Below are 23,442 nucleotides of genomic sequence, written 5' to 3'. Positions count from 1 at the left end.
ATGCAATCTATATCAGCAAATCTTAATATAATGATCAAGGCTGCTGAAAAAGCATCTAGGGCTTTAATAAGAGATTTCGGAGAAATAGAAAAGCTACAAGTTTCTGTCAAGGGGCCGACAGATTTTGTTTCAAATGCTGACTTAAAAGCAGAAAAAATTATTATTGAAGAATTAAAAAAAGCAAGACCTTACTATTCCATTATTAGTGAAGAAGATGGTTCTGAGATAAATAAAGATAAAAACAATACTTGGATTATAGATCCTATAGATGGTACCACAAATTTTTTACATGGCGTTCCTCACTTTGCAATATCAATTGCCCTAAGATCTGGGGACGAGATAGTTTCAGGATTAATTTATGATCCAATAAAAGATGAAATGTTTTATGCTGAAAAAGAAAATGGTGCTTTTTTTAACAACCAAAGAATTAGAGTTTCAAGAAAAAGAGAGCTTAATAGTTGTTTGTTTGCTACTGGCGGTTTGTCAAAAAATGAGATTGATCTACCTTTAAGAAAATCAGGAAGTGCAGCACTTGATATAGCTTATGTTGCGGCAGGTAGATATGATGGTTTTTTTCAAAATGACTTAAATTTATGGGATATAGCGGCAGGTATAATAATTCTAAAAGAGGCAGGTGGTATGATTAATGAAATAGATGTCTCTAAAAATAAAAACATCCCAATAAGAGCTTCTAGCATGGCAATTAATGACAAAATGCTTGAAAAATTAAAGAACTTTTAATTGTTTTATAAAATTCTTTTGCTATAAGTCTCGATATGAAAAAAGACATACACCCAAACTACCATGCAATAAAAGTAGAGATGACTGATGGAACTCAATTTGAAACAAGATCAACTTGGGGGAAAGAAGGAGAGGTCCTAAAATTAGAGATCGATCCAAAATCACATGCTGCTTGGACAGGTGGAAAACAAAAATTAATGGATAAGGGTCGTGTTAGTAAATTCAATAAGAAATTTCAAAACTTCAGATCAGAAAAAAAGGATTAAATGTCAAACGTACCATTGATGCCAATGGCAACTGCTGTCTGGCTAGTAGAAAATACAACTCTTACATTCAAGCAAATTTCAAAATTTTGTAATCTACATGAGGTAGAGGTTCAAGGTATTGCTGATGGTGAGGTTGCAAAAGGAATAATGGCTTATAATCCAATTATATCTGGCCAACTTACTAGAGAAGAAATTGAGTCAGCATCAAAAGACGAGAATAAAGATCTTAAAATAAAAAATACTGATATTGAGATATCAACGCAAGACAAAAAAATTAAAAAATACATCCCATTATCTAAAAGACAGGATAAACCAGACTCTGCCCTGTGGCTAATTAAACATCATTCACTTCTAAAAGATTCTCAAATAGCAAAATTAGTTGGAGTAACTAAAAGCTCAGTAACTTCAATTAAAAATAAAAGTTATTGGAATTATAACAATTTAAACCCTAAAGACCCTGTGGCATTGGGGATTTTTTCTCAAAAGGATCTGATTGAAGCTATTGAAAAAGCTGAACGAAGAATAAAGAGAGAGAAAAAAGAAAAAGAGAAAGCAAAACTAACAAGAGAAGTTTCAAACATTGAATAATTTTAATAGACACCAAAATTATATAATGGTACTTAAACATTCTTAAAAAATATTTATGAAAATAGAAGTCAAAGATAACAATATTGAACAAGCACTTAGAGTTCTTAAAAGAAAATTACAAAGAGATGGTTTTTTTAAAGTAGTAAAACTAAAAAGTGTTTACGAAAAACCTTCTGAAAAGAAAAAAAGAATTTTACAAGAAAACATTAAAAGAGTTAAAAAACTTAATAAGCTTAAAAACAGAATTTAAATATACCGCGGGGTGGAGCAGTCTGGTAGCTCGTCAGGCTCATAACCTGAAGGTCGGCGGTTCAAATCCGTCCCCCGCAACCAAAAACAATTAAATTTTAAACCTAGATTTTTTACTATCAACTAAAAAATCTTTAACAGTTTCTTTAGTTAGTTGATCAAAAGTTTTTCCAAATTTTTCTATTTTTTCAATTGTTGCTGGTGGGATGGTAATAATATGACAGCCTAATTGTCTTGCTTGTAAATAATTATAAGGCTCTCTAACACTCGCCCAGAGTATCTCAACATTTTTAAATCTTTTTGCCATTACTATACTTCTTTTAAATTCTGGGAGTGGGTCTTTACCAGCATCACCTGCTCTACCTGCAAATATTGAAATTATAACTTTAGTTTTTTTGTTGATTAATTTAAGAATTTTTTCTGTCTGTTTGGCGCTATATATTGCTGTAATATTGAGCTTAATATCTAAATTATTAAGCTCTTTAATAATTTTACCCATAAAGATACCCTTAGAGTTAGCAACTGGTACTTTTACGTAAATATTCTTTCCCCAAGTATTGATTTGAAGCGCTTGCTTTTTCATTTCTTTATATTCATCAGCAAATACTTCCAATGAGACAGGTTTATTATTGCAAATTTCTAATATTTTTTTTGAATAAGATTTATAATCTTTTGCCCCTGCTTTTCTCATTAAGCTTGGGTTGGTTGTAAAGCCTTTAACAATTTTTTTTTTATTAAATTTTTTAATCAAGTCTAGTTCTGCAATATCACAAAATATTTTAGTTTTCATTGATCTAGAGATTTTTAGTTATATCCTCAGTCATTTTTTTAGCATCTGCAAACAACATTAAAGTATTTTCTTTATAAAATAAATCATTATCAATACCAGCATATCCAGGAGATAAACTTCTTTTTATAAATAATACAGATTTGCATTTTTCAACATCTAAAACTGGCATTCCATAAATTGGGCTTTGAGGATCAGTTTTTGCTGCGGGATTAGTTACATCGTTTGCTCCTATTACAAATGCAACATCTGCATTCGCAAAATCATTATTAATTTCCTCTAATTCAAAAACCTCATCATAAGGTACATTAGCCTCAGCTAACAATACATTCATGTGTCCTGGCATTCTTCCTGCCACAGGATGAATAGCATAAGAAACTTTAATATCATTCTTTTTAAGTGTATCTACCATCTCTCTTAATGCATGTTGTGCTTGAGCTACTGCCATTCCATAACCTGGAACAATTATAACTGATGATGCATTTTTCATTAAAAAAGCTGCATCTTCTGCGTTTCCACTTTTAACAGGTCTTTGTTCTTTACTTCCAGATGATGCTGATTGTTCTGTTGCACCAAACCCACCTAAAATAACATTAAAGAAAGAACGGTTCATACCTTTACACATAATATAAGATAAGATTGCACCTGAAGAGCCTACAAGGGCACCCGTTATAATTAATGCACTATTTTCTAAAGTAAAACCAATTCCTGCTGCTGCCCAACCGGAGTAAGAGTTTAGCATAGAAATCACTACTGGCATATCCGCTCCACCAATAGGAATAATTAATAAAAATCCTATTAAAAATGATACTACTAACAATATCCAAAAGAAATTAGGCGATTGTGTTGAACACAATAAGTAAGTTAAAACTACGATTGAAATCAATAATAAGGCATTAAACAAATGCTGTCCCTTAAAAGTTATTGGAGAACCAGACATTATTCCTTGCAGTTTTAAAAATGCAATAATTGAGCCTGAAAAAGTTATAGCTCCAACAGATGCTCCTATTGACATCTCAATTAAGCTTGCAAGTTTTATGCTTCCTGGAGACCCCAGGTTGAAGGCTTCAGGATTTAGAAAAGCTGATATTGCAACAAATACAGCTGATAAACCTACCAGACTATGAAATCCTGCTACCAATTCTGGCATGGCAGTCATTGGTATTTTATAAGCTATGAATGCCCCAATCAGTCCACCTATTAATAAAAAGATTAGTACATAGATCAAACCACTAGAAAAACTTCCTACTGATAAGAAGGTAACTGTAATAGCAATTGTCATACCTAAAATTCCAAAAAAATTACCTTGTCTCGAAGTTTCAGGCGATGATAGACCCCTTAATGCTAATATAAAAAGCACTCCTGAAATTAAATAAAATATTGCTGAAAAGTTTGCTGACATAATTATTTATCTTTCTTTTTCTTTTTGTACATTTGAAGCATTCTTTGTGTCACTAAAAACCCACCAAATATATTTACAGCAGCTAAAGATATTGCCAAGAAACCAAGAATATTTGAAATTGTAAAAACACTATCAGAATTTCCTGCTAATCCTGCAATAATAGCTCCTACAATTATTACTGATGATATGGCATTTGTAACCGACATCAAGGGTGTGTGTAAAGATGGAGTAACACTCCAGACAACATAATATCCAATAAAAATCGATAAAATGAATATACTTAATCTGAATATAAAGGGATCTATTTCCATAATTTTATTTAATTAAAGTTTTTTTAATTATTTCATCCTCTAAATTAATATTAATTTTTTTATTTTCTTTATCATATAAATTTGAAACAAAATTAAGTACATTTTTTGAATATAAATTCGATGCTGAAACAGGCAGTTTGTTAAGAATATTTGTTTCACCCATAATCTTTACCCCTTCTTTAACTACAATCCTATCTACTTCTGTAAATGCTGTATTTCCACCTTGAACAGCAGCTAAGTCATAAATGACAGATCCTGATTGCATGTTGTTTATCATGGTATCTTTAATAATTAATGGAGCCTTTTTTCCTGGAATTAAAGCAGTACATATTACAATATCAATTTTTTTTAGAGTTTCTGCTAACAGCTCTTCCTGTTTCTTTTTAAATTCACCTGATGCTTCTTTGGCATAACCATCTTCTGTTTCAAGATTTTCATCACCTTCAACAGTTAAGAATTTACCACCTAAGCTTTCAACCTGTTCCTTTGAGGTCATTCTTACATCTGTTGCAAATACTATAGCGCCCATTCTTTTTGCCGTTGCAATTGCTTGCAGGCCGGCAACACCAGCTCCCACCACTAATACTTTTGCTGCAGGAATTGTTCCTGCTGCAGTCATCATCATTGGTACTGCTTTTTCAAAATTTGCAAACGACTCAATTACAGCCTTATATCCAGCAAGGTTAGCTTGTGATGAAAGTATATCCATTGATTGAGCTCTAGTTATTCTCGGCAACATCTCTAAAGAAAAAATATTAATATTTCTTTTAGATAAGTTTTCGATTTTTTCCTTATTTGTATATGGATTAAATACTCCAACGAGAGTTTGATTTTCTTTTAAAAGTGAAAGATTTTCATCTGATAATAATCCTAGCTGAACGATAATGTTTGCACCAACTAGAGCTTCGGCATCATTATTAGAAATTTCAACACCTAATTCTTTATAATCTTTATCTTTAAATCCTAAATGTTCACCATATTTTTTAGATAAAATAACCTTAAAACCAAGGGCTATATATTTTTTGGCAATTTCTGGAGTGATTGCAATTCTTTTCTCAATGTTTTGATTTTCTAAAACTGAAGCGATTCTCATAGAAGAATTCTATAGTAAGAATATTGCCATTAAAACTAAAACACCTATAATAGCGACAGTTCCCCACAATACAAATTTTGTGAAATAATTCCAAGTATCTTTATGGTTTTGATTATCCATAAAAATTATTTCTGTCTTGCTTTAAATTTTGGATTTGTTTTATTGATTATATAAACTCTGCCTCTTCTTCTAACTAGCTTAGAATTGAGATCTCTTTTTTTTAATGACTTTAAAGAACTTTTAATTTTCATAATAATTTAACTCTTAATAAACGAAGTTATGTAATCTTTCAAATGTATTTTTCCATATTTTCTAATAATTTTATTGTTTAATGACATATTTGTTAAAGATGAGGCATATCTTTCCCCAGGTCTAGCTTTTAGGAGCTTAATCTTGTTACTAAACATCAATGCTACCTCTTTAATAGAATAAGATTTTTTATTAGATATAATGTAATGTGTACACTTATTCCTCACCCAAGCCTCATAACAAACATTTATGGTATCTTGAATATGCGTAAATCTTCTAGTTTGTGTTCCAGGTTTTACAACGGTTAATAGCTTATTTTTTTTATACTGGTCTTCAAATATTCCAATGACAGTTGCCATTTCACCAGATTTTATGTGTCTTGGACCATAAACATTGTAGAAATAAACTATTTCATACTTAAAGTTAAACCAATTTTTTAAATTCTCTAGCAGTTCTAAATTTTTTGATTTTGTAAAAGCATAAGGAGAAAGGTTTTTATCCTTACCTTTATTGCCTAAAGTAGCAGAGGTAGCTGAATAGATTAATTTAATTCTATTATCCAAACAAAATTTAAAAGTAGCTTGCGTTCCAATTGAGTTTGATCGGAAGCATTTATCAAATTTATTAAAACTTTGAAAAATTCTTGAAAATTCACCAAAATGAAACAATGAAACAATCTGATCTTTATATCTAGATATAACTTTATTTATGTTTTTAGTGTCTGCTTTAATATATTTTATTCTTGCGTTTATAATATGATTTCTCTTAGAACCAGAAGAGTAGTCATCTATGCTTAAAATTTTTTTATTTGTTTTTAATATTAGATGTTCAATTAAATTAGATCCAACAAATCCAGCTCCACCAGTAACTACAATATAATTTTTCATTAGAGCTTTTATAGCCTGGCAATGTCCTACTCTTCCGTGTCTTAAGACAAAGTACCATTGGCGCTGAAGGGCTTGACTTCCGAGTTCGGAATGGGATCGGGTATTGCCCCTTCGCAATAATCACCAGGCAAAGGAGTTATATTCATTTTACAAAAAAACGCAAATTATTATTTATCTGATTAGCATAAGAAAATGGCTGTATATCTATTTTATTTATCTAATTATATAATGTAAGAAAAGCTGATAATATAAAACTAGGTCTTTAACTAAATCAAAATGTTGAAATTTAAAACTGCTTTTGTAACATTTTTTCCAGTAATTCCTGATAATATGGGTTCTTCAGCTGTAGTTAATAGTCGATTTAAAAATTGGCCTTATGTAAAAAAATTATTTCAAATATCTCATGTAAAAAAAATTAATAACCATAAAATTAAAACTATATTTATAAAAAAAGAAAACCCAATAAATAAGATTATTAAACTTCCTGAGCTTATATTTAAAATATTCCAATTTTTGAAAAAATCTAAAAATAATCTAATTATAATTGAAGGTGCAAGCTGGATTTTTTATAGCTTCATAGTTTTGTTTAGTTTTAAAATATTATTACCCAATTCAAAAATTATATATGTATCTCATTCAATAGAATCTGAGATACGCAAAAAATATTCTAATGTATTAATATATTATTTAACAAAATTTTTAGAAAGATTAGTATTTAAATATTCATTCATATCCACATCAGTATCTAAGCTTGAAAAAAATAAGATTAAAAAACTTTATAATCATGAAACTGTACTTTATTCAAATGCAATAACTATAGAAAATCAAAATAAAAAAAGGGAAATACAACAGGATTATATAATTTACTGTGGCTCTTATAAATATAGGCCTAATAAAAATGCCATTGATTGTCTAAATAATAAGATCATGCCATCTCTTTTAAAAAAAATTCCTAATCTAAAATTAGTACTTACAGGTGGTGGGTTTAATAAGAATCTGCCCTGGATAATCAACAAAGAAATTGTTCCAAAAAAAGATTTATATAATCTAATATTTTATTCAAAATGCATGTGTGTTCCATTAAAATTTGGATCTGGAACAAGAATTAAAATAATTGAAGCTTTATCACTAGGGGCAATTGTTATATCTACAAAAAAAGGGATTGAAGGTATAGAGTTAATAAATACAAATCCTCCATTTGTAGTAAATGACACAAATTTATTTTTAAGTACAATTTATAAAGTAATCAGAAATAATAAAAATTTAAAAATAAAATCTTTAAATGATAAGATGTTTTATTTTAAAAAATATTCAATGAAGAATATTACCCTTAACTTCATAAATAATTATCTAAAAAATATTTCATAACAATGATTAAAAATAATAAATTAATTTTAAATGGAATTATTCTTTCTTTACCAGGTCTGCTATCAATAATTATCTCACTTATGGCAATACCTATTCATTTAAGTGTGGCTGGTGCTGAAAATTATGGAAATTATATAATATTTCACCTCATCCTAACAATTTCTGTAATGTTTAATATTGGAATTGGAAAATCTATGGTTATTAGTATTGGTAATTTTCCTCAAAAAAATAAAATTATTGCTTATCAGGGTTTAAAATACACACTCCTAATAAGTTTATTGATATCATCTATTTTTATATTATTAGACTTAGTGAATGGAACACTTTTTGAATACTTTTTTACATCAAATGAAATTTTTAGTTATTTTATTATTTGTATAATCTCAACAATTTTTTATGTAAGCTTGGAAGCAATTTTACAAGGAAATGAAAAGTATAAATTATTAAGTCTATATAATTTTTTATTTTTTAGTTTATCGCTAAGCTTACCCTCACTTAGTTTGCTATATAATTCAGAAGCAACATTGGATAATTTATTATTAATTAGCACATATTTAAAAATATTCACTGTTACTGCAATGTTGATATTAATAATATTTAATAATCTAATTAAACTATCAAATAGTGATATTTTAATTAATAATTTAAAAAAAAATAGTAAATGGCTAACACTGAATAATATTTTAGTTCAATTTTATGATATATTTGATAAATATTTAGTTAAAATTTTCTTGGGTCCCATAGCTCTAGCTACATATTCTATTCCACAACAATTAACAGGGAAACTAAGTATATTTTCTAAAGGATTCAGTGCAATTTTACTTACCCTTTTGTCTAAAAAAAAAAAAAAATAACAAAGATTTAAATCAATCAATCAAAGTTTTTTTAAAAATCACACCTGCATTCATTTTTTTATTATTTCCATTTTACTCATTACTATTAAACTTATGGTTAGGTGATGAGTTCAACCAAAATATACTTAATTTAGCAAAAATATTTTCATTGTGTGGAATTTTTGCCAGTACTTCACACATTCTAGTTACAAAATTTGAAGCCTCACAAACATTGAAGCGTAATCTAAAATTTGAGTTTATTTTGATGCCTTTCTTTTTATTTACTTTGTATATATTCATAAGCACTAATTATTCATTAATTTATATTGCGTCCATTATTCTAATAAAAGAAAGTATTTTACTTTTTCTGAGATTAAATTTTTTAAAAAAAGAAATTAAAAATATTTCTCATTACTATTTATATTCAATTTTTTTTATAGTGATGCTCTATATGTCTTTTAAAAATGAATTTTTCTTTTATTTTCTAGAAATAGCATTATTAATAAGTCTTATTAAAAATGATAAGTGATATTGTAAGAAAGTTGAATGGTTATCTAAGTTTTTGGATTGAGGACAATGTGCCAGTCAATCGTAATAAAGATAAATTAATAAAAAAATATATACAAAAAAATATATCATCCAACAAAATCATTAACAAAAATTTAAAAAAAACACACAATATATTTAATCAAAAACTATATCTATTATTGCAAAAAAAAAATATTACCAATTTCTTAAGGGAGAGTTTTATTCAAAAAATGTTTTTCTTGCATAATAGATTTTTTGTATATGCTGAATTAAAAGATCTTCAAAAAAATAAAAGCTGGTCACTTTATAAAAAATTAATTAATGAAGATGCTATTGGTAACCCGATAAGATATTTTTTGTATTCTGAAAGTTCAGGGAATAGGATTAATCATGTCTATCATTTAAATATATTATCAAGAGAACTAAATATTAATTTAACTGATATTAAAAAAGTATTTGAATTTGGAGGTGGATATGGCTGTATGGCTCGAATTTTTTCTAAACTTAATAAAAAGATAAAATATACGTGTTTTGATACCCACTATGTAAATTTACTACAGTTTTATTACCTCAAACATAACAATTTAGACGTTGGGTTTTCAAAAAAAAATAATTTTTTCTTAAACTCAAATTTAAAAAAAGTTAAAGAAATTCATGAACCAAAGTTGAAAAGTTTATTTATTGCAAATTGGTCATTATCAGAAACACCAAACAAATTTAGAAAAGAATTTATATCTATTATTAAAAAAAATGAGTTTATCCTGATTTGTTTTCAGGAAAAGTTTGAAGATATTGATAATCTTAAATATTTTAATAATCTTAAGTATAAACTTTCTAAAAAATTTAAAATTAAAATCATAAAAAATAAATTTTATACTGGAAATATGATAAATAAACACAATCATTACTTTTTTGTTGGGAAAAAACTATAATCTAATTTCTGGAAGATCCAAAATATTCAAGTCTATATAGCTATATAAAAATTTAATTAATTTAATTAGCTCACCAAAAAAAGAACTCTGAAATATTGTATTAGTTTGAGCTGATCCCCCAAATCCAGCCATTTGATCTAATTTCCACATAAAAATATAAAAAATTAAAAAAATTATTAATGCACTACTTATTAAAAAATTTTTTTTAATTTTATTTTTTAAGCTACTTAATTTTTTAAAATCAATAATCAATATTGAATAAAAAACCACTAGATGAATAGCTAAAAGACTAATATTTCTTCCATGATCTATTGCGAGTATAAAACATAATAATATTGGAGTAAAAAAATATATATAATTTCTCTGATATTCATTATGAAATTTTAAAATTTTTTCTTTTATACAATAATGAAACACTAAATAAAATATTCCTGCACCAAAAAATAAACTTGCGAGTAGCTGAATGAAATCTTTATATCCAAAATAATAAAAATGCCATTTATAAAAACCACCTAGGGCCTTATAAAATCCACCACCTAATTGTGGATGAAGCTCTACATCAAATTTTTGAAGTAAATTATTTAAAATATCAAGTTGATTTTGATCGCCAATAAAAAATAGAACTAACAAAACTGGAATTATCAATAATGAATATATTAATAATATTTGTAATGTTTTTTTTTTACCATTCATAAAGCTTAAAGATAAAAGAATATGAATTGATAAAAATAAAACTTGATACTCGTGTATCAAGATAGAAAAAAATAGAATTGGTATGATAATAAATTTTAATTTATTAATATAGTATGAATAATCTTTTTTATTCTCCATGTGATTAATTACAACTAATCCATGAAACAAAATTGTTAATTTAATAAAAATATCTTTTATAAAATACATATCAGTGTCATAAATTGAAAATAAAATTAATGCTGGTGATAAAAAAATTAATAAATAAATAAAAATAGAGTGCTTATACTTTTCAAAGATTTTATAAAAAAAATAAATTTGCATTAAATATAACAAAAGAAACAAGTATGAAAAAAATACGATTGGCTCAATTCCTAAAAAAATATTTAAGTTCCAAAATATTTCACCTAATAAACCCCTCCTAATAAATCCAGCCTGATAATTGATAAACAATTCATTAAAGGCATATGGTGATAAATTAATACCTTCTTTGATATTTAAGTAGAAATATATCGATGTAATAAAAAATAAAGAAATTAATACTAATTTTGATATAATTAGATTTACTGTTTTATTATTAAATTTTTTTTTTATCATTTTAGCTATCTGAAACATAATGTATTAAAATAAATTTTTAAAAAAATATTTTAATTTATTAATAATTTTTTTAGGTAAATTATAACCATAGAATATCACGTACGTAAGACCTAAACTAAAATTTAAATCTCTAAAATTGAATATTTTAAATAGCAAATAATAATAAGATCCTGTTGCATATAGCTTACTCAAACTATTATGCTCTAAAAAGTTTAAAAAATATTTTTGATTTTCTTTCCAAGATTTTATCTGCCAAGACCTGTCTTCCTCAAATTCAGAAAACTTATTTTCAAATTTTATGACACTTAATTTTTTAAATAAATTAACCTTCTTTAAATTAAGTGCTTCGCTTATTGCTATATAAAAATTTTCTATTACACCCCAGTCATATTGATTATATGTTTTACTTATTTTTTGAAATTCAGCTGCTTTTTCCTTTGAAATTTTAAAAACAATCAAATCAATTCCATAATGTGGCCAAAATGTATCTTTTATTTTTCCATTAATAACCATCGTATTAGGATAAACTAATGCGCAAAACTCATCCAATCTAATTTCTGAAAGTGACTTAAATAAATTATTAGGCACAATAATATCTGCTGTAGAAAATATTAAATACTGAAAATCACCTTTTGATATAAATTGATTTAATGCATTATCTAGCATTAATTTATTTGAATATTTTTTTCCTTCAGGAAGATTTTTTTTTGGAATGTTATTATAGAAACTTTTTAATTTTTTTTCTTGAATAAACTTTTGAACATTTGACTCATCAAATTGAGTTAAACTAAATGTTATATCAAAGTCTAAATTTTTTATTGAATCTACAAAAACACTTTGGAACAAATCATTAATTTTAGATTTGCCTATTGGTCTAAAAGAAACTAACCACAATGCTTTCATTAATCAAAATAAAGTTATTTTTCAATATTGCTTTTGCAAAACTTATCAATATTTGTCCCACTACTAATTTGCTGACTAATCCACTGATGAGTTTTCACAAGCCCTTCTTTCAGTGTAGTTTTTGGCTTCCAACCAATTTTTTTAGTGACATAACTGTTGTCGCTTGATCTGCCTCTTACACCTAATGGTTTATCAAGTTGATAATTTTTATCCACTTTATGTGCTGCAATATTTTCAATAGTGTCTATCATTTGATTAATTGATACTTGTTCCTCACTACCAATATTAAAAACTTCGGTGCTGTTGCTATTAAAAACCTCTAACATTCCATCTATGCAGTCACTTATATAAAGAAAGCTTCTTGTTTGTTCTCCATCACCCCATACATCAATCTTTTTTAAATTTTTATTTTTAGCATTAATAATCTTTCTGCATAATGCTGCCGGGGCTTTTTCTCTGCCTCCATCAAAAGTTCCGACTGGCCCGTATATATTATGAAATCTTACGACTCTTGTTTCCAAACCAAAGTCTTCCGTAAAATGTCTACACATTCTCTCACTAAACAATTTCTCCCAACCATATCCATCTTCTGGTTCAGCAGGATATGCATCCGTCTCTTTTAAACCCGGTATAAAAGTTTCATTTTGTTTTGATCCGTTATAAACACATGCACTTGAAGAAAATAAATATTTTTCACATTTATTTTTAATTGCAGCTCTCAGTAAATTTGTATTAATTAAAACAGAGAGCATGCACTCCGCTTTATTGTTTTCAATAAAGCCCATACCACCCATATTGCATGCAAGATTAAAAATATAATCTACATTTTTTGTGACCTTTAAAGTATTATTATAATCCTTAAGGTCTAAGCAGTGGTTTTCGGCGCTATCAAAGGTTTGGAACCAATATTCTAGTGGTTTAATATCTGCACAAACCAACTGGTAATTTTTATCATTAATGAATTTTTTTGCTAGATGACCTCCGATGAAACCTCCTGCACCACAAATTAATATTTTTTTCATTAGAGAGATGTATATATAATAATTATAATATTTAAATAAAATAATACTATATTGCAATAAATATATTTTATATGGGGGGCTTATGGGCTGTTTTCAAATATTAAATCTAATTGATTAAACTAAATGAAAAAACTATACAAAGATTTTAAAGAAAAAATTGACTTTATCGATAAGTTTTTATTGATACTAATTATCTCGATACCTTTTCTTTTGGCAACAAGTATATTTTTTGCAGATTTAATTAGCTCTATTGCTGGAATTATTTTAATTTATATTTTTTTTAAGAAAAAAAATTATTTGTTTAAAGAAATTAAAACCGAAATTATTTTTATGGTAGTTTTTTACCTAATAATTTTAACCAGTCTACTTCTTACAGAATATTTTAAAAATTCATTTTTAGCTTCATTTTTTTATTTTAGATATATTCTATTATCTTTGTCTATTTTTTATTTATTAAAGAAATATGATTTTTTTATTACAATATTTTCATATTCATTAATGTTTACCCTATTGGTTGTTTCTATTGATGCTCTTATTCAGTATTTTTTTGGAAGTAATTTATTTGGCTATGATTGGCCTGGGAGAGGTAAGTCAATAGATGCTTTCAAACATATTACAGGTTTTTTTAATGAAGAAAAAAAACTTGGAAGCTATCTAGTAAGATTTTTACCACTAGCACTTGCGGTAACATTTTGGAAAAGTAAAAAGAAGAAAGAATATTTAGCTATTGGTATATTTTTACTTACAGGAATAATTGTATTTTTAAGTTCTGAAAGAACTGCATTATTTCTTTTTTTTATAATTACTTTTGCCTATTTTCCTATATGTAAAAATAAAATTAAATTAATATCTTCATTAATTTTAGTATTCGTATTACTTTTTTTTACACATGATGCTCTTAAATACAAATATACAAAGTTCACAATCAATCAAATGCATGATAATCATATTAATAGATTGGGAAATAATAATAATAATCCCACACTTAAGTTTTATTCTGCTGAACATGAAAATCTCAGTTACACATCAATAAAAATTTTTGAAGAAAATTTTTTATTTGGATCTGGTGTTAAAACTTTTTATCATGAATGTCATAAATTGAAAAAAAATAAATTAAAAGAATTAACTCCAAACAAAAGAGGTAATACATTGCTATGCTCTACACATCCACATAGTACTTATTTGCAAATATTGTCTGATATTGGAATTTTTGGGTTTATGCTTGCACTGTATTTACTTTATTGTGTGATATTGGTTTACTGCAAATTTTTTATAAAGATCTGTAAAAGTATTGAGATCAATATTTCATATTATTTTGTTAATCTTGGTGTACTTGTAAGCATATTCCCCTTGATACCCTCAGGAAATATTTTTAATAATTGGATATCTCTAATACTTTTTTATATGCTGGGTTTTTGGTTGTTTTTAAAAAAAAAATCCTATTTTAGAAAAAGATAGTAATAACAATATAATAAAAAATTAACAAATAACAATTGATGATTCTTATTGAAAAAATATCAAGTATAAAAAAGATCTATTATAAAATAATTTTAGTTTTATCATTTATAATCTCTTGGGTTTCTATTGGTACACATTATACTAATATACTTATATTTACACCAAATGAAGGTGTGTCATTAACAGAGGTCATAGATTTTATTAGGATAACTTTAAATTTATTCTGCTTTCCAATATTAGGTTTCATGTTTTTTATGAGCATGTCTAAATATAAAAAAAACAATATAAACCCATATATAACTTTTTTTATACCATTACTTTGTTTTTTATCTCAAATTCCAGGTTTGTTTTATACTTCTAATTCATTTTGGAATCTTTTTTATGTTCTATCTGCAATAAATATTTTAATAATTCTAAATCTTGTAATACTAAATTTTGAAAATGATGAAATATATTTGGTAATTTTTTTAACTTTTATTTTATTAGCAATAGTTTTTTTTATGTCTTTTACACAAGATTTGCTTAGTTATCTTAATAGTGGTCATTTGTTTTATGGTAGAATTAATTATTTAATTGGTGATAGCCACATAAGATCATCAGGCACTTCACGTATGGCATTAATACTCCTAATAATTTATTCATTATTTTCTGTAAGATATATTGGGCCAAAAATTTTACAAATTGTCCCTTTAATTTTATTTAGTACATCTATTATTTTGTATCAGAGTAGGGCCAATATGGGTTTAGCAATTATTTTTGTAATTTTAAGTTATCTAATCCTTGAAAAGTACACATTAATAAGTTTTTTTAAATATTTATTAATTTATTTTCTGATTCCGATTTTATTATTTTTTTCATTATTATCAATAGATATAAAAGAGGATATCATACGAATTAATTCTCCTAATCAAATTGTAATATCTGATATAGAAATTATTAAAAGAAAAATAAGATTTTTTCAAGGTAACCAAGTTATGACTACTAGTGGAAGAATTAACGACTGGAAAAAAATTATTGATAAGTTTAATTATAAAGATAATTTATTTTTTGGTTATGGCGTACAAGGAGATAGATATTTAATTAATCAAACAGCATCAAATGGTTTAATGTATACTTTTGTATCTTCGGGGATTATAGGACTTATATTTTTTCTAATATTATCATTAATATCTGGCATACAGATTTTAAAATACTTATTTGTTAATAAAAAAAAAGAGTTAATTGGTCAATTTTCTTTTTTTATTATTCTTATTATTTTAATTAGATCATTAGTCGAAACCTCCTATTCACTGTTTGGTGTAGATTTAATGTTATTCTATACAGGCTTTATTTTAATGCAAAGACATGGGCATTTAAAATAGAATGACTTCTTTAAACTTAACACTATTACCATTTATTCTAGTTAACTTATTTTTTGTTATAAACTTTGATAAATTATTATTTTTTCATTATATTTTAGATAAACCAGACAAGAAAAGGAAATTTCATTTAAAAGCAACACCTTTGGCTGGTGGTATTATTTTAATAATTAATCTTTTAGTTTATTTTATAACAATATCCTTAAATAAAGATCTTTTATTAAGTGAAGTCTTATTTAATAACAATTTTGAATTATATATTTTTATGACTGCTGCTTTTATTATTTTTTTTATAGGCATATTTGATGATAAATACAATTTAACTCCTAACCATAAATTTTTATTATTATTTATAATAATATTTGTAACTTTAACCTTGGATCAGAATCTTCTTATTTCATCAATCTATATTTCTTTTTACAATGAGGTTATCAATATAAATAAATTTAGTTTATTTTTTACACTATTTTGTTTTTTGGTTTTTTTAAATGCATTTAACATGTTTGATGGAATCAATCTGCAAGCAAGCCTTTATTCTATAAGTATTTTTTCTTTTATTTTATTTTATTTTACTAATTCCTATCTATCTAAAATTTTATTAATTTATCTTATTTTTTACTCTTATCTTAATTATAAAAATAAATCTTTTCTTGGAGATGGTGGGTCTTTATTAATGTCTTTTTTAATCAGCTATATGTTTATAAAGCTATATAATAATGGGCAAATTAAATTTGCAGATGAAATTTTTATCTTTATGATTATACCAGGTATAGATTTAATTAGAGTTTTTTTTAAAAGAATTTTAAATAACAAAAATCCACTTAAACCTGATCGTACCCATCTACATCATTTATTATCTTCAAAATTCACACATTTTAAAAGTTTAATAATTATTCAATTGATCATCATTGTACCAATTGGATTATCTCAACTAGATATAAATAAATTATTCATAATTTTAGCTACAATTTTTTGTTATAGTTTAATTATTTATAAATTGAACAGATAATTTCGTATTTTATTTTTCTTCAGGCATCACTTTATTAATATAGTAAGAACAATACTCATTAAGACCTGTTTTAAGTTTAATTTTTGCTTTCCATCCTAATTTATTAATTAATTTGCTATCAACTATTCTTTTTTTAACACCATCAGGATAATCTTTATTAAAAAAAATTTTTCCACTATAACCAGTTAATTTTTTTATAATCATAGCTAGTTGTTTAATTGAAATTTGTTCTCCACTACCTATATTCAAATAATCATATTTAATTTTTTTATTTAGTAAAAATAAAATTGCATTGGCTAGATCAGTAACATTTAAAAACTCTCTTTTTTGATTGCCAGAACCCCAAATTTCCACTGATTTTAATTTTTTCTCTTTAGCTAAAGTAAATTTTTTAACAAGTGCAGGCAACACATGACTAGACTTGAGATCAAAATTGTCTCCAACGCCATATAAATTGGCAGGTTGAACAGATATATAATTTTTATTATATTTTTCTTTTAAATATTGACAGTATTTTAAACAGGTAATTTTAGCAATTGCATAACCCTCATTAGATTTTTCTAATTGAGAAGATAACAATGAGTCTTCTTTAATTGGTTGGCTAACATTTTTTGGATAGATACAAGCTGACCCCAAATTAATAAACTGTTTAACTTTGTATTTTAAGCTTGTGTTAATCAAATTTAATCCAATCATTGCATTTGTATAAAGATAATCAGATTGATAAGTTGAATTATCGAGTATACCCCCTACTTTACCAGCAGCATTTATTACAATTTCAGGATTGTTTTTTTTAAACCATTGGTCAACTAATCTTTGATTAGTAAGATCTAAATCTTTTCTATTGCAATTAATTACACTAAATAACTTGTGCTTTTTAATGATTTTAAAAATTGCAGAACCAACCATTCCATCCTGACCTGCAATAAATATTTTTTTTTTCAAGTTATTTTAATAGTTTTTTTGATTCACTCATGTCGCTATCAATCATTTCTTTAATTAAATCGTTTATTGAAGTTTTGGGCTTCCAATTTAAAGTTTTTTTTGACTTAGAAAAATCACCAATTAAATTTTCAACTTCATTTGGTCTAAAGTACTTTTTATCTATTTTGATAACTTTCATATTTTTTTTTAGATTTGGATATCTATCCTGATCATACTTTACTATTGTAGCAGTTTCATTAATTCCACTACCACTCCATTTAATTTTTATATCTAGATATTTAAAGCATTTTTCTATAAAAATTTTTACCGTGTGTTGTTTTCCAGTCGCTACTATAAAGTCATCTGCTTTTTTGTGTTGGACTATTTTCCAGCACATCTCAACATAATCTCTAGCGTGGCCCCAATCCCTTAGAGAATAAATATTACCTAATTTTATATGGTCCTCAATTCCTAAAATAATTTTACTTATTCCTCTTGTAATTTTTCTTGTAACAAAAGTTTCACCTCTTCTAGGAGACTCATGATTAAAAAGTATACCATTTGAGGCATGCATATTATAAGATTCTCTATAATTTTTAGTTATCCAATAACCAAATAGTTTAGAGGTTGCATATGGGCTCTTTGGATAAAATTTTGTTTTTTCTGATTGTTTTTTATCTTGTATTTCACCAAAAAGTTCTGAAGTAGATGCCTGATAAAATCTAGTTTTAGACTGAAGTTCATTGGCTCTAATTGCTTCTAGAATATTCAATGTCCCTATCGCATTAACCTGGGCCGTGTAATAAGGCAACTCAAAACTAACACCGACATGACTTTGTGCTGCAAGATTATAAATTTCATCTGGTTTAATTTTACTAATGATTGACGAAATTGAATTTACATCAGTCAAATCACCATAAATCAAAAAAAATTTGTTTTTAAATTTATTGTTAGAATAAATATGGTCAATTCTATCTGTGTTTAATGATGAAGATTTTCTTTTTATTCCATAAACAATATAGTTTTTATTAAGTAAAAATTCGCTCAAATAAGAACCATCTTGACCAGTAACTCCAGTAATTAAGGCTTTTTTAATCTTCATGATATAGTTAAACTATTATATCAAAGGGCATATATTTCAATATTTAAATGACTAAAATTTCAATAATAACTGTGACTCTTAATAGTGAGCAAACAATTAGAGATACATTAAATTCAGTTCTATCACAAAAAAATAAAGATATAGAACATATAATTGTAGATGGAGGATCGAGCGATCAAACAATGGGGATACTAAAGAGATATCCAAATAAAAATAAAAAAATCTACATTTATAAAAAATCTGGAATTTATGAAGCTATTAATTATGGAATTAAAAAATCAAGTGGAGATTATATTACAATATTAAATTCTGATGATTTTTATCAATCAAACGATACTATTGATAATGTTGTAAAAATAATTAATAAAAATAAAGATATAAAAATTTTTTTCGGCAACGTAGTTTATTTCGCAAACAAGCAATACTATAATATTAAGAGATATTATCCTGTAACTAATTTTAAAACATTTCAGATGCGTTATGGAATAATGCCACCTCATCCATCTTCATTTATTAAAAAAGAAGTGTATCAAGCTAATTCACTTTATAATGAGGAATTAGAAATAGCTTCAGATTTTGAATTTTTTTTAAGAACAATTTACATTAAAAAAATTAGATTTAAAAAAATAAACCAAACTATTGTTAGAATGAGATTGGGGGGAGTTTCAACTAGGAACTTTTTAAGTTATATAAAATCAACTAAAGAAATTTTAAAATCATTTCATATAAACATGATAAAAATAGATATACTTAGTATAATATTAAGATTACCGATAAAAACTATGCAGTATATCAATTTTGATGAAAAAAAACTTAATCAAGATATGAAGATTTTTCAAACGCATTTTGATAGAAAAGAATTATACATAAATAATTTTAATTTAATTGAAAATTTCAAAAAAATTCCATTTGGAGAAAACTTTATTTTGTCAGCAATGAATCTTGCTTTTTTAGGTTATTATGCAGCAGGACAAGTGTACCCTTATAGAAATTTATATCATTGGGTAGATGGAGTATGGGCAGAAAAGTATATAAATTCAAAGAAAAAACCAGGTAGAGAGTTATTAAGAAATTTAAAATTACCCAATAATATTAAAAATATCCATATAATTGGAAATATTACAAAAAAATCTAAAGAATATCTTGAGAAAAAATTTAAATTAAGAATAGTTCATGATCAGCTTCCTTACGCTTCAATTAATGAACTTAAAAAAATTAAAATAAAAATAAGTAAAAATTCATTAGTTTTTATAACCTTGCCCACACCAAAACAAGAACAGTTGGCTTATAATTTAACTGAAACTAATAAGAATTATAGAATAATTTGCATAGGTGCATCAATCGCAATTGCATCTGGTGAAGAAAAAGAGGTACCAAAATTCCTTATAAACTCTGAATTTTTATGGAGACTAAGAACAGATACGGTTAGAAGAACAAAAAGATTAATAGAAACTATTTATTATTATATAAAAGGTAAAATAATTTTAAAAAAATACTTAAAAACATCATTCAAAATAATTGACTAAAAATATATTATATTTGTGGGCATCTGATTACTCAGAAAATACTGGAGAGGGAAAGCTAGCAAGAACATTCGTTAAATACCTAATAGATAAAGATAATTATATAATTAAATTTAATAAAAATCTAAAAAAAAATTATAACAGATATTTATCTCCCTTTATTGGAATTTTAAATTGTTGGAAATGTTATTTAAGAAATAAAAAGGTAGCTTATATTAATTATCTACCTCTGTGGAATTCTTTTATTTTTATATTATTACCTCCCAAAACTATTTTAGGACCAATTACAGGAGGTGCAAAATACTCAAAATTGAACAAGATAAATTTTTTTATTAGAGAATATTTTTTTCCTATATTATATAAAATTAGTGAATTTTTTTTATTATTAAGATCTGTCGAAATTATTTTTTCAACAGATTTATTGAAAAAACAATTATCCTATAAATTAAGAAGTAAAAGTAAATTTAATTTTTTAATTAACAATATATATATTAAAAAGTTAAGTAAAAATAAAAGAAATATTGATTTATTACTATATTATCGAAAACATAAAAATAAAGAAAGTTTTTTTCCTAATAATTTTATAAAAAGAATAACATCTTCAGGATTTAAAGTTAGCGTTATTGGAGATAAATTAAACATAAAAAATATTAAAAACTATGGCTATCTAAATAATAAAAATGTTCAAAAATTACAGTCATGTTCAAAATTTACAATTGCATCAGGAGAAAACATTTATAGCATTTTTACTATAGAGTGTTTGTTAAATGGTGTAAAAATACTTATAGATAAAAAACATTACAATCAAGCTAAATTCTTTAAAAAAAAATTTATAATTACAAATTTTAATGAAATAAATTCCTTTTTTAAATTCAAAAAATAAAATAAATCTATATTTAAATGAAAATAATTATCGGAATAAATGCATACCATGCAGACTCATCTGCTTGTATAATTGTAGATGGTAAATTAATTGCTGCGATTGAAGAAGAGAGAATAAATAGAAAAAAACACTTTTCAGGTTACCCTATAGAATCTATTAAAGAGTGTTTACGAATTGCTAACAAACGAGATATTGAAATTACTGACTTTGCGTTTAACACTAAGCCATCAAGTAATCTTTTAGCTAAAATAGCTTTTGCTATAAAAAATTTTTCATTAAAGGAAAATTCATTTTCAAAAAGACTACATAAAAAGATTAATATCAAAAAATTACTATTTGAGAAATTTACCTTGAATAAAAAAGTAAAATTTCATTACATTGAACATCATTTAGCCCACATTGCTTCTGCTTTTTATCCTTCTGGATTTAAAGATGCTGTTGGACTTTCAATTGATGGGTCTGGTGATTTTGTTACTTTAGCTATTTCTGAATGCAAAGATAAAAAAATTAATATAATAGAAAAAACTAATTTTCCTAACTCATTAGGCATTTTTTATCATGCCATGTCACAATTTTTAGGTTTCAAAAATTATGGTGATGAGTACAAAGTAATGGGTCTCGCTGCTTACGGAACACCAAAGTATTTTGATAAGATTAAAGATAATTTATTTAAACAAAATGATAAGTTAATATTTCAATTAAATTTAGATTATTTTAATCATCACAAACATAATTTTAGATATGTTGCTGAAGATTTGCTTCATATTGATCAAATTTTTAATTCAAATTTAATTAATTTATTTTCAACAGAATTAAAACACGCAAATAATAATGATCAATTTAAAAAAGATTTTGCATCATCTGTTCAAAAAATATATGAATTTTTCTTTACAAAGATATTAAACAAAATTTCTTTAAAAAAATTTTCTAAGAATCTTGTTTACGCCGGTGGATGTGCTTTAAATTCTACTGCCAATCTACTTATAACAAATAAAAATGAACTATTTGATAATGTTTACATACCATTTGCTCCAGGGGATAATGGGGGTGCATTAGGTGCAGCGTACATTGTTTCATCAAAATATATTAAAAATTCACATAATCCATATTTAGGAAGATCATTTTCAAATGATGAAATTTTAAATACATTAAATGATAAATTATATAATAATAAACTTAATTTTAAAATTACTAAAACTAATGATGAATTATATAATTTAGCCGCACAACTTATCTCTAAAGGTAAGGTTATAGGTTGGTTTCAAGATAAAATGGAATTTGGTCCAAGAGCATTGGGTAATCGTTCAATATTAGCTGACCCAAGAAATCCTGATATGAAAAATATAATTAACATGAAGATTAAAAGAAGAGAATCTTTTAGACCATTTGCTCCATCTGTTTTAAAAAAATATCAAGAGGAATGGTTTGAATCTTCATTTAACAGTAATTATATGTCTTCTCTGGCACATGTTAAATCTGAAAAGCAGAAATTAGTACCTGCTATAACACACATTGATGGAACGGCCAGATATCAAACGGTTGATCATAATAGTAATCCTAAATACACAGCATTAATTGAAAAATTTCATGAGCTGACTGGTATTCCTATACTTTTAAATACTTCTTTTAATGAAAATGAACCTATCGTAATGAAGCCCAATGAAGCACTTGATTGTCTTTTACGAACAAATATGGATGTACTCTTTATTAATAATTTTTTTATAATTAAAAATTAATAA

At 25.6% G+C, this 23,442-nt stretch carries 26 protein-coding genes, 1 tRNA gene and 1 rRNA gene; 15 read left to right on the top strand and 13 right to left on the bottom strand.

Annotated features, from left to right (window positions below):
- The 5 genes from ABXT65_RS00925 (at position 1) to ABXT65_RS00905 (ending at position 1,928) form a co-directional block, all read left to right on the top strand.
- Positions 1-741 (top strand): inositol monophosphatase family protein, encoded by a 741-nt coding sequence (locus ABXT65_RS00925; RefSeq protein WP_415323626.1) that lies wholly within the window; start codon positions 1-3, stop codon positions 739-741.
- Between the two features lie 35 nt (positions 742-776).
- Complete coding sequence (gene rpmE, locus ABXT65_RS00920) at positions 777-1,007, top strand: 50S ribosomal protein L31 (RefSeq protein ID WP_168606666.1); 231 nt, start codon at positions 777-779, stop codon at positions 1,005-1,007.
- The gene (locus ABXT65_RS00915) at positions 1,008-1,595 is read left to right on the top strand and encodes a cell cycle transcriptional regulator TrcR (RefSeq protein ID WP_415323625.1); all 588 of its coding nucleotides are present in this window, start codon (positions 1,008-1,010) and stop codon (positions 1,593-1,595) included. It begins immediately after the preceding gene.
- Positions 1,596-1,650: 55 nt separating this feature from the next.
- Positions 1,651-1,845 carry a 30S ribosomal protein S21 gene (gene rpsU / locus ABXT65_RS00910; protein WP_006997326.1) on the top strand — a complete coding sequence of 65 codons (195 nt, stop codon included), beginning with the start codon at positions 1,651-1,653 and terminating at the stop codon, positions 1,843-1,845.
- A 6-nt stretch (positions 1,846-1,851) separates the two neighbouring features.
- Positions 1,852-1,928: transfer RNA gene (locus ABXT65_RS00905), tRNA-Met, on the top strand.
- A 7-nt stretch (positions 1,929-1,935) separates the two neighbouring features.
- Here the strand turns inward: ABXT65_RS00905 and ABXT65_RS00900 are convergent.
- The 8 genes from ABXT65_RS00900 to rrf form a co-directional block, all read right to left on the bottom strand.
- Entirely contained in the window at positions 1,936-2,634 is a 699-nt protein-coding gene (locus tag ABXT65_RS00900) for a transaldolase family protein (RefSeq protein WP_415323624.1), read from the bottom strand.
- 4 nt (positions 2,635-2,638) lie between these two features.
- Positions 2,639-4,033 carry an NAD(P)(+) transhydrogenase (Re/Si-specific) subunit beta gene (locus ABXT65_RS00895; RefSeq protein WP_415323623.1) on the bottom strand — a complete coding sequence of 465 codons (1,395 nt, stop codon included), beginning with the start codon at positions 4,031-4,033 and terminating at the stop codon, positions 2,639-2,641.
- A gap of 2 nt (positions 4,034-4,035) precedes the next feature.
- The gene (locus ABXT65_RS00890) at positions 4,036-4,344 is read right to left on the bottom strand and encodes a proton-translocating transhydrogenase family protein (protein ID WP_415323622.1); all 309 of its coding nucleotides are present in this window, start codon (positions 4,342-4,344) and stop codon (positions 4,036-4,038) included.
- A 4-nt stretch (positions 4,345-4,348) separates the two neighbouring features.
- Entirely contained in the window at positions 4,349-5,437 is a 1,089-nt protein-coding gene (locus ABXT65_RS00885) for a Re/Si-specific NAD(P)(+) transhydrogenase subunit alpha (protein ID WP_415323621.1), read from the bottom strand.
- 9 nt (positions 5,438-5,446) lie between these two features.
- The gene (locus ABXT65_RS00880) at positions 5,447-5,557 is read right to left on the bottom strand and encodes an aa3-type cytochrome c oxidase subunit IV (RefSeq protein WP_415323620.1); all 111 of its coding nucleotides are present in this window, start codon (positions 5,555-5,557) and stop codon (positions 5,447-5,449) included.
- Positions 5,558-5,562: 5 nt separating this feature from the next.
- The gene (gene ykgO, locus ABXT65_RS00875; protein WP_006997331.1) at positions 5,563-5,688 is read right to left on the bottom strand and encodes a type B 50S ribosomal protein L36; all 126 of its coding nucleotides are present in this window, start codon (positions 5,686-5,688) and stop codon (positions 5,563-5,565) included.
- A 6-nt stretch (positions 5,689-5,694) separates the two neighbouring features.
- Positions 5,695-6,573, bottom strand: coding sequence for an NAD-dependent epimerase/dehydratase family protein (locus ABXT65_RS00870; protein ID WP_415323619.1), 879 nt, complete (start codon positions 6,571-6,573; stop codon positions 5,695-5,697).
- A gap of 13 nt (positions 6,574-6,586) precedes the next feature.
- Positions 6,587-6,701: ribosomal RNA gene (rrf, locus tag ABXT65_RS00865) — 5S ribosomal RNA — on the bottom strand.
- A 148-nt stretch (positions 6,702-6,849) separates the two neighbouring features.
- Between rrf and ABXT65_RS00860 the strand changes: the two genes are divergently transcribed.
- From ABXT65_RS00860 to ABXT65_RS00845, 4 genes are read left to right on the top strand one after another with little or no spacing between them, the layout of a single operon-like run.
- Complete coding sequence (locus ABXT65_RS00860; RefSeq protein ID WP_415323618.1) at positions 6,850-7,941, top strand: glycosyltransferase; 1,092 nt, start codon at positions 6,850-6,852, stop codon at positions 7,939-7,941.
- Positions 7,942-7,943: 2 nt separating this feature from the next.
- Positions 7,944-8,795, top strand: coding sequence for a hypothetical protein (locus ABXT65_RS00855; protein WP_415323617.1), 852 nt, complete (start codon positions 7,944-7,946; stop codon positions 8,793-8,795).
- Positions 8,752-9,303 (top strand): hypothetical protein, encoded by a 552-nt coding sequence (locus ABXT65_RS00850; protein WP_415323616.1) that lies wholly within the window; start codon positions 8,752-8,754, stop codon positions 9,301-9,303. The genes ABXT65_RS00855 and ABXT65_RS00850 overlap by 44 nt, the downstream gene beginning before the upstream one ends.
- On the top strand, positions 9,293-10,234 hold the full coding sequence (locus ABXT65_RS00845; protein ID WP_415323615.1) for a hypothetical protein: 942 nt from the start codon (positions 9,293-9,295) through the stop codon (positions 10,232-10,234). Before ABXT65_RS00850 ends, ABXT65_RS00845 begins: the two co-directional genes overlap by 11 nt.
- Here ABXT65_RS00845 and ABXT65_RS00840 read toward each other — a convergent pair.
- From ABXT65_RS00840 to ABXT65_RS00830, 3 genes are read right to left on the bottom strand one after another with little or no spacing between them, the layout of a single operon-like run.
- Positions 10,229-11,521 (bottom strand): hypothetical protein, encoded by a 1,293-nt coding sequence (locus ABXT65_RS00840; protein ID WP_415323614.1) that lies wholly within the window; start codon positions 11,519-11,521, stop codon positions 10,229-10,231. The genes ABXT65_RS00845 and ABXT65_RS00840 overlap by 6 nt on opposite strands.
- Before the next feature lie 24 nt (positions 11,522-11,545).
- Positions 11,546-12,424, bottom strand: coding sequence for a hypothetical protein (locus ABXT65_RS00835; RefSeq protein WP_415323613.1), 879 nt, complete (start codon positions 12,422-12,424; stop codon positions 11,546-11,548).
- A 14-nt stretch (positions 12,425-12,438) separates the two neighbouring features.
- Positions 12,439-13,446 carry an NAD-dependent epimerase/dehydratase family protein gene (locus ABXT65_RS00830; protein WP_415323612.1) on the bottom strand — a complete coding sequence of 336 codons (1,008 nt, stop codon included), beginning with the start codon at positions 13,444-13,446 and terminating at the stop codon, positions 12,439-12,441.
- A gap of 123 nt (positions 13,447-13,569) precedes the next feature.
- Here ABXT65_RS00830 and ABXT65_RS00825 point away from each other — a divergent pair, with 123 nt between their 5' ends.
- From ABXT65_RS00825 to ABXT65_RS00815, 3 genes are read left to right on the top strand one after another with little or no spacing between them, the layout of a single operon-like run.
- A complete protein-coding gene (locus ABXT65_RS00825) occupies positions 13,570-14,904 on the top strand; it encodes an O-antigen ligase family protein (protein ID WP_415323611.1) in 1,335 nt (444 codons plus the stop codon).
- A gap of 38 nt (positions 14,905-14,942) precedes the next feature.
- On the top strand, positions 14,943-16,265 hold the full coding sequence (locus ABXT65_RS00820; RefSeq protein ID WP_415323610.1) for a hypothetical protein: 1,323 nt from the start codon (positions 14,943-14,945) through the stop codon (positions 16,263-16,265).
- A gap of 1 nt (position 16,266) precedes the next feature.
- Positions 16,267-17,271, top strand: a complete 1,005-nt coding sequence (locus tag ABXT65_RS00815) for a hypothetical protein (RefSeq protein WP_415323609.1) — start codon at positions 16,267-16,269, stop codon at positions 17,269-17,271.
- 9 nt (positions 17,272-17,280) lie between these two features.
- Here ABXT65_RS00815 and ABXT65_RS00810 read toward each other — a convergent pair whose 3' ends face one another.
- The gene (locus tag ABXT65_RS00810) at positions 17,281-18,216 is read right to left on the bottom strand and encodes a GDP-L-fucose synthase family protein (protein ID WP_415323608.1); all 936 of its coding nucleotides are present in this window, start codon (positions 18,214-18,216) and stop codon (positions 17,281-17,283) included.
- Between the two features lies 1 nt (position 18,217).
- Positions 18,218-19,291 carry a GDP-mannose 4,6-dehydratase gene (gmd, locus tag ABXT65_RS00805; protein WP_415324195.1) on the bottom strand — a complete coding sequence of 358 codons (1,074 nt, stop codon included), beginning with the start codon at positions 19,289-19,291 and terminating at the stop codon, positions 18,218-18,220.
- A gap of 53 nt (positions 19,292-19,344) precedes the next feature.
- On the opposite strand from gmd, the gene ABXT65_RS00800 reads away from it, so the two are divergent.
- Genes ABXT65_RS00800 through ABXT65_RS00790 form a run of 3 tightly spaced genes read left to right on the top strand, consistent with a single transcriptional unit; the run spans position 19,345 to position 23,439 of the window.
- Entirely contained in the window at positions 19,345-20,823 is a 1,479-nt protein-coding gene (locus ABXT65_RS00800) for a glycosyltransferase (protein ID WP_415323607.1), read from the top strand.
- On the top strand, positions 20,816-21,703 hold the full coding sequence (locus tag ABXT65_RS00795) for a hypothetical protein (protein ID WP_415323606.1): 888 nt from the start codon (positions 20,816-20,818) through the stop codon (positions 21,701-21,703). The genes ABXT65_RS00800 and ABXT65_RS00795 overlap by 8 nt, the downstream gene beginning before the upstream one ends.
- A 17-nt stretch (positions 21,704-21,720) precedes the next feature.
- Positions 21,721-23,439: a carbamoyltransferase gene (locus ABXT65_RS00790; RefSeq protein WP_415323605.1), complete on the top strand. Its 1,719-nt coding sequence runs from the start codon at positions 21,721-21,723 to the stop codon at positions 23,437-23,439.
- The last annotated feature ends 3 nt before the right edge of the window (positions 23,440-23,442 follow it).

Origin of the sequence: Candidatus Pelagibacter sp. Uisw_127, assembly GCF_047722515.1 — a bacterium.
Lineage (GTDB): Bacteria > Pseudomonadota > Alphaproteobacteria > Pelagibacterales > Pelagibacteraceae > Pelagibacter.
This window is presented reverse-complemented; position numbering and strand designations above follow the sequence as displayed.

Coding starts and splice junctions, on each gene's coding strand:
- ABXT65_RS00925 (WP_415323626.1), top strand. CDS start 1: ATGCAATCTATATCAGCAAATCTTAATATAATGATCAAGGCTGCTGAA.
- rpmE (WP_168606666.1), top strand. CDS start 777: ATGAAAAAAGACATACACCCAAACTACCATGCAATAAAAGTAGAGATG.
- ABXT65_RS00915 (WP_415323625.1), top strand. CDS start 1,008: ATGTCAAACGTACCATTGATGCCAATGGCAACTGCTGTCTGGCTAGTA.
- rpsU (WP_006997326.1), top strand. CDS start 1,651: ATGAAAATAGAAGTCAAAGATAACAATATTGAACAAGCACTTAGAGTT.
- ABXT65_RS00900 (WP_415323624.1), bottom strand. CDS start 2,634: ATGAAAACTAAAATATTTTGTGATATTGCAGAACTAGACTTGATTAAA.
- ABXT65_RS00895 (WP_415323623.1), bottom strand. CDS start 4,033: ATGTCAGCAAACTTTTCAGCAATATTTTATTTAATTTCAGGAGTGCTT.
- ABXT65_RS00890 (WP_415323622.1), bottom strand. CDS start 4,344: ATGGAAATAGATCCCTTTATATTCAGATTAAGTATATTCATTTTATCG.
- ABXT65_RS00885 (WP_415323621.1), bottom strand. CDS start 5,437: ATGAGAATCGCTTCAGTTTTAGAAAATCAAAACATTGAGAAAAGAATT.
- ABXT65_RS00880 (WP_415323620.1), bottom strand. CDS start 5,557: ATGGATAATCAAAACCATAAAGATACTTGGAATTATTTCACAAAATTT.
- ykgO (WP_006997331.1), bottom strand. CDS start 5,688: ATGAAAATTAAAAGTTCTTTAAAGTCATTAAAAAAAAGAGATCTCAAT.
- ABXT65_RS00870 (WP_415323619.1), bottom strand. CDS start 6,573: ATGAAAAATTATATTGTAGTTACTGGTGGAGCTGGATTTGTTGGATCT.
- ABXT65_RS00860 (WP_415323618.1), top strand. CDS start 6,850: ATGTTGAAATTTAAAACTGCTTTTGTAACATTTTTTCCAGTAATTCCT.
- ABXT65_RS00855 (WP_415323617.1), top strand. CDS start 7,944: ATGATTAAAAATAATAAATTAATTTTAAATGGAATTATTCTTTCTTTA.
- ABXT65_RS00845 (WP_415323615.1), top strand. CDS start 9,293: ATGATAAGTGATATTGTAAGAAAGTTGAATGGTTATCTAAGTTTTTGG.
- ABXT65_RS00840 (WP_415323614.1), bottom strand. CDS start 11,521: ATGATAAAAAAAAAATTTAATAATAAAACAGTAAATCTAATTATATCA.
- ABXT65_RS00835 (WP_415323613.1), bottom strand. CDS start 12,424: ATGAAAGCATTGTGGTTAGTTTCTTTTAGACCAATAGGCAAATCTAAA.
- ABXT65_RS00830 (WP_415323612.1), bottom strand. CDS start 13,446: ATGAAAAAAATATTAATTTGTGGTGCAGGAGGTTTCATCGGAGGTCAT.
- ABXT65_RS00825 (WP_415323611.1), top strand. CDS start 13,570: ATGAAAAAACTATACAAAGATTTTAAAGAAAAAATTGACTTTATCGAT.
- ABXT65_RS00820 (WP_415323610.1), top strand. CDS start 14,943: ATGATTCTTATTGAAAAAATATCAAGTATAAAAAAGATCTATTATAAA.
- ABXT65_RS00815 (WP_415323609.1), top strand. CDS start 16,267: ATGACTTCTTTAAACTTAACACTATTACCATTTATTCTAGTTAACTTA.
- ABXT65_RS00800 (WP_415323607.1), top strand. CDS start 19,345: ATGACTAAAATTTCAATAATAACTGTGACTCTTAATAGTGAGCAAACA.
- ABXT65_RS00790 (WP_415323605.1), top strand. CDS start 21,721: ATGAAAATAATTATCGGAATAAATGCATACCATGCAGACTCATCTGCT.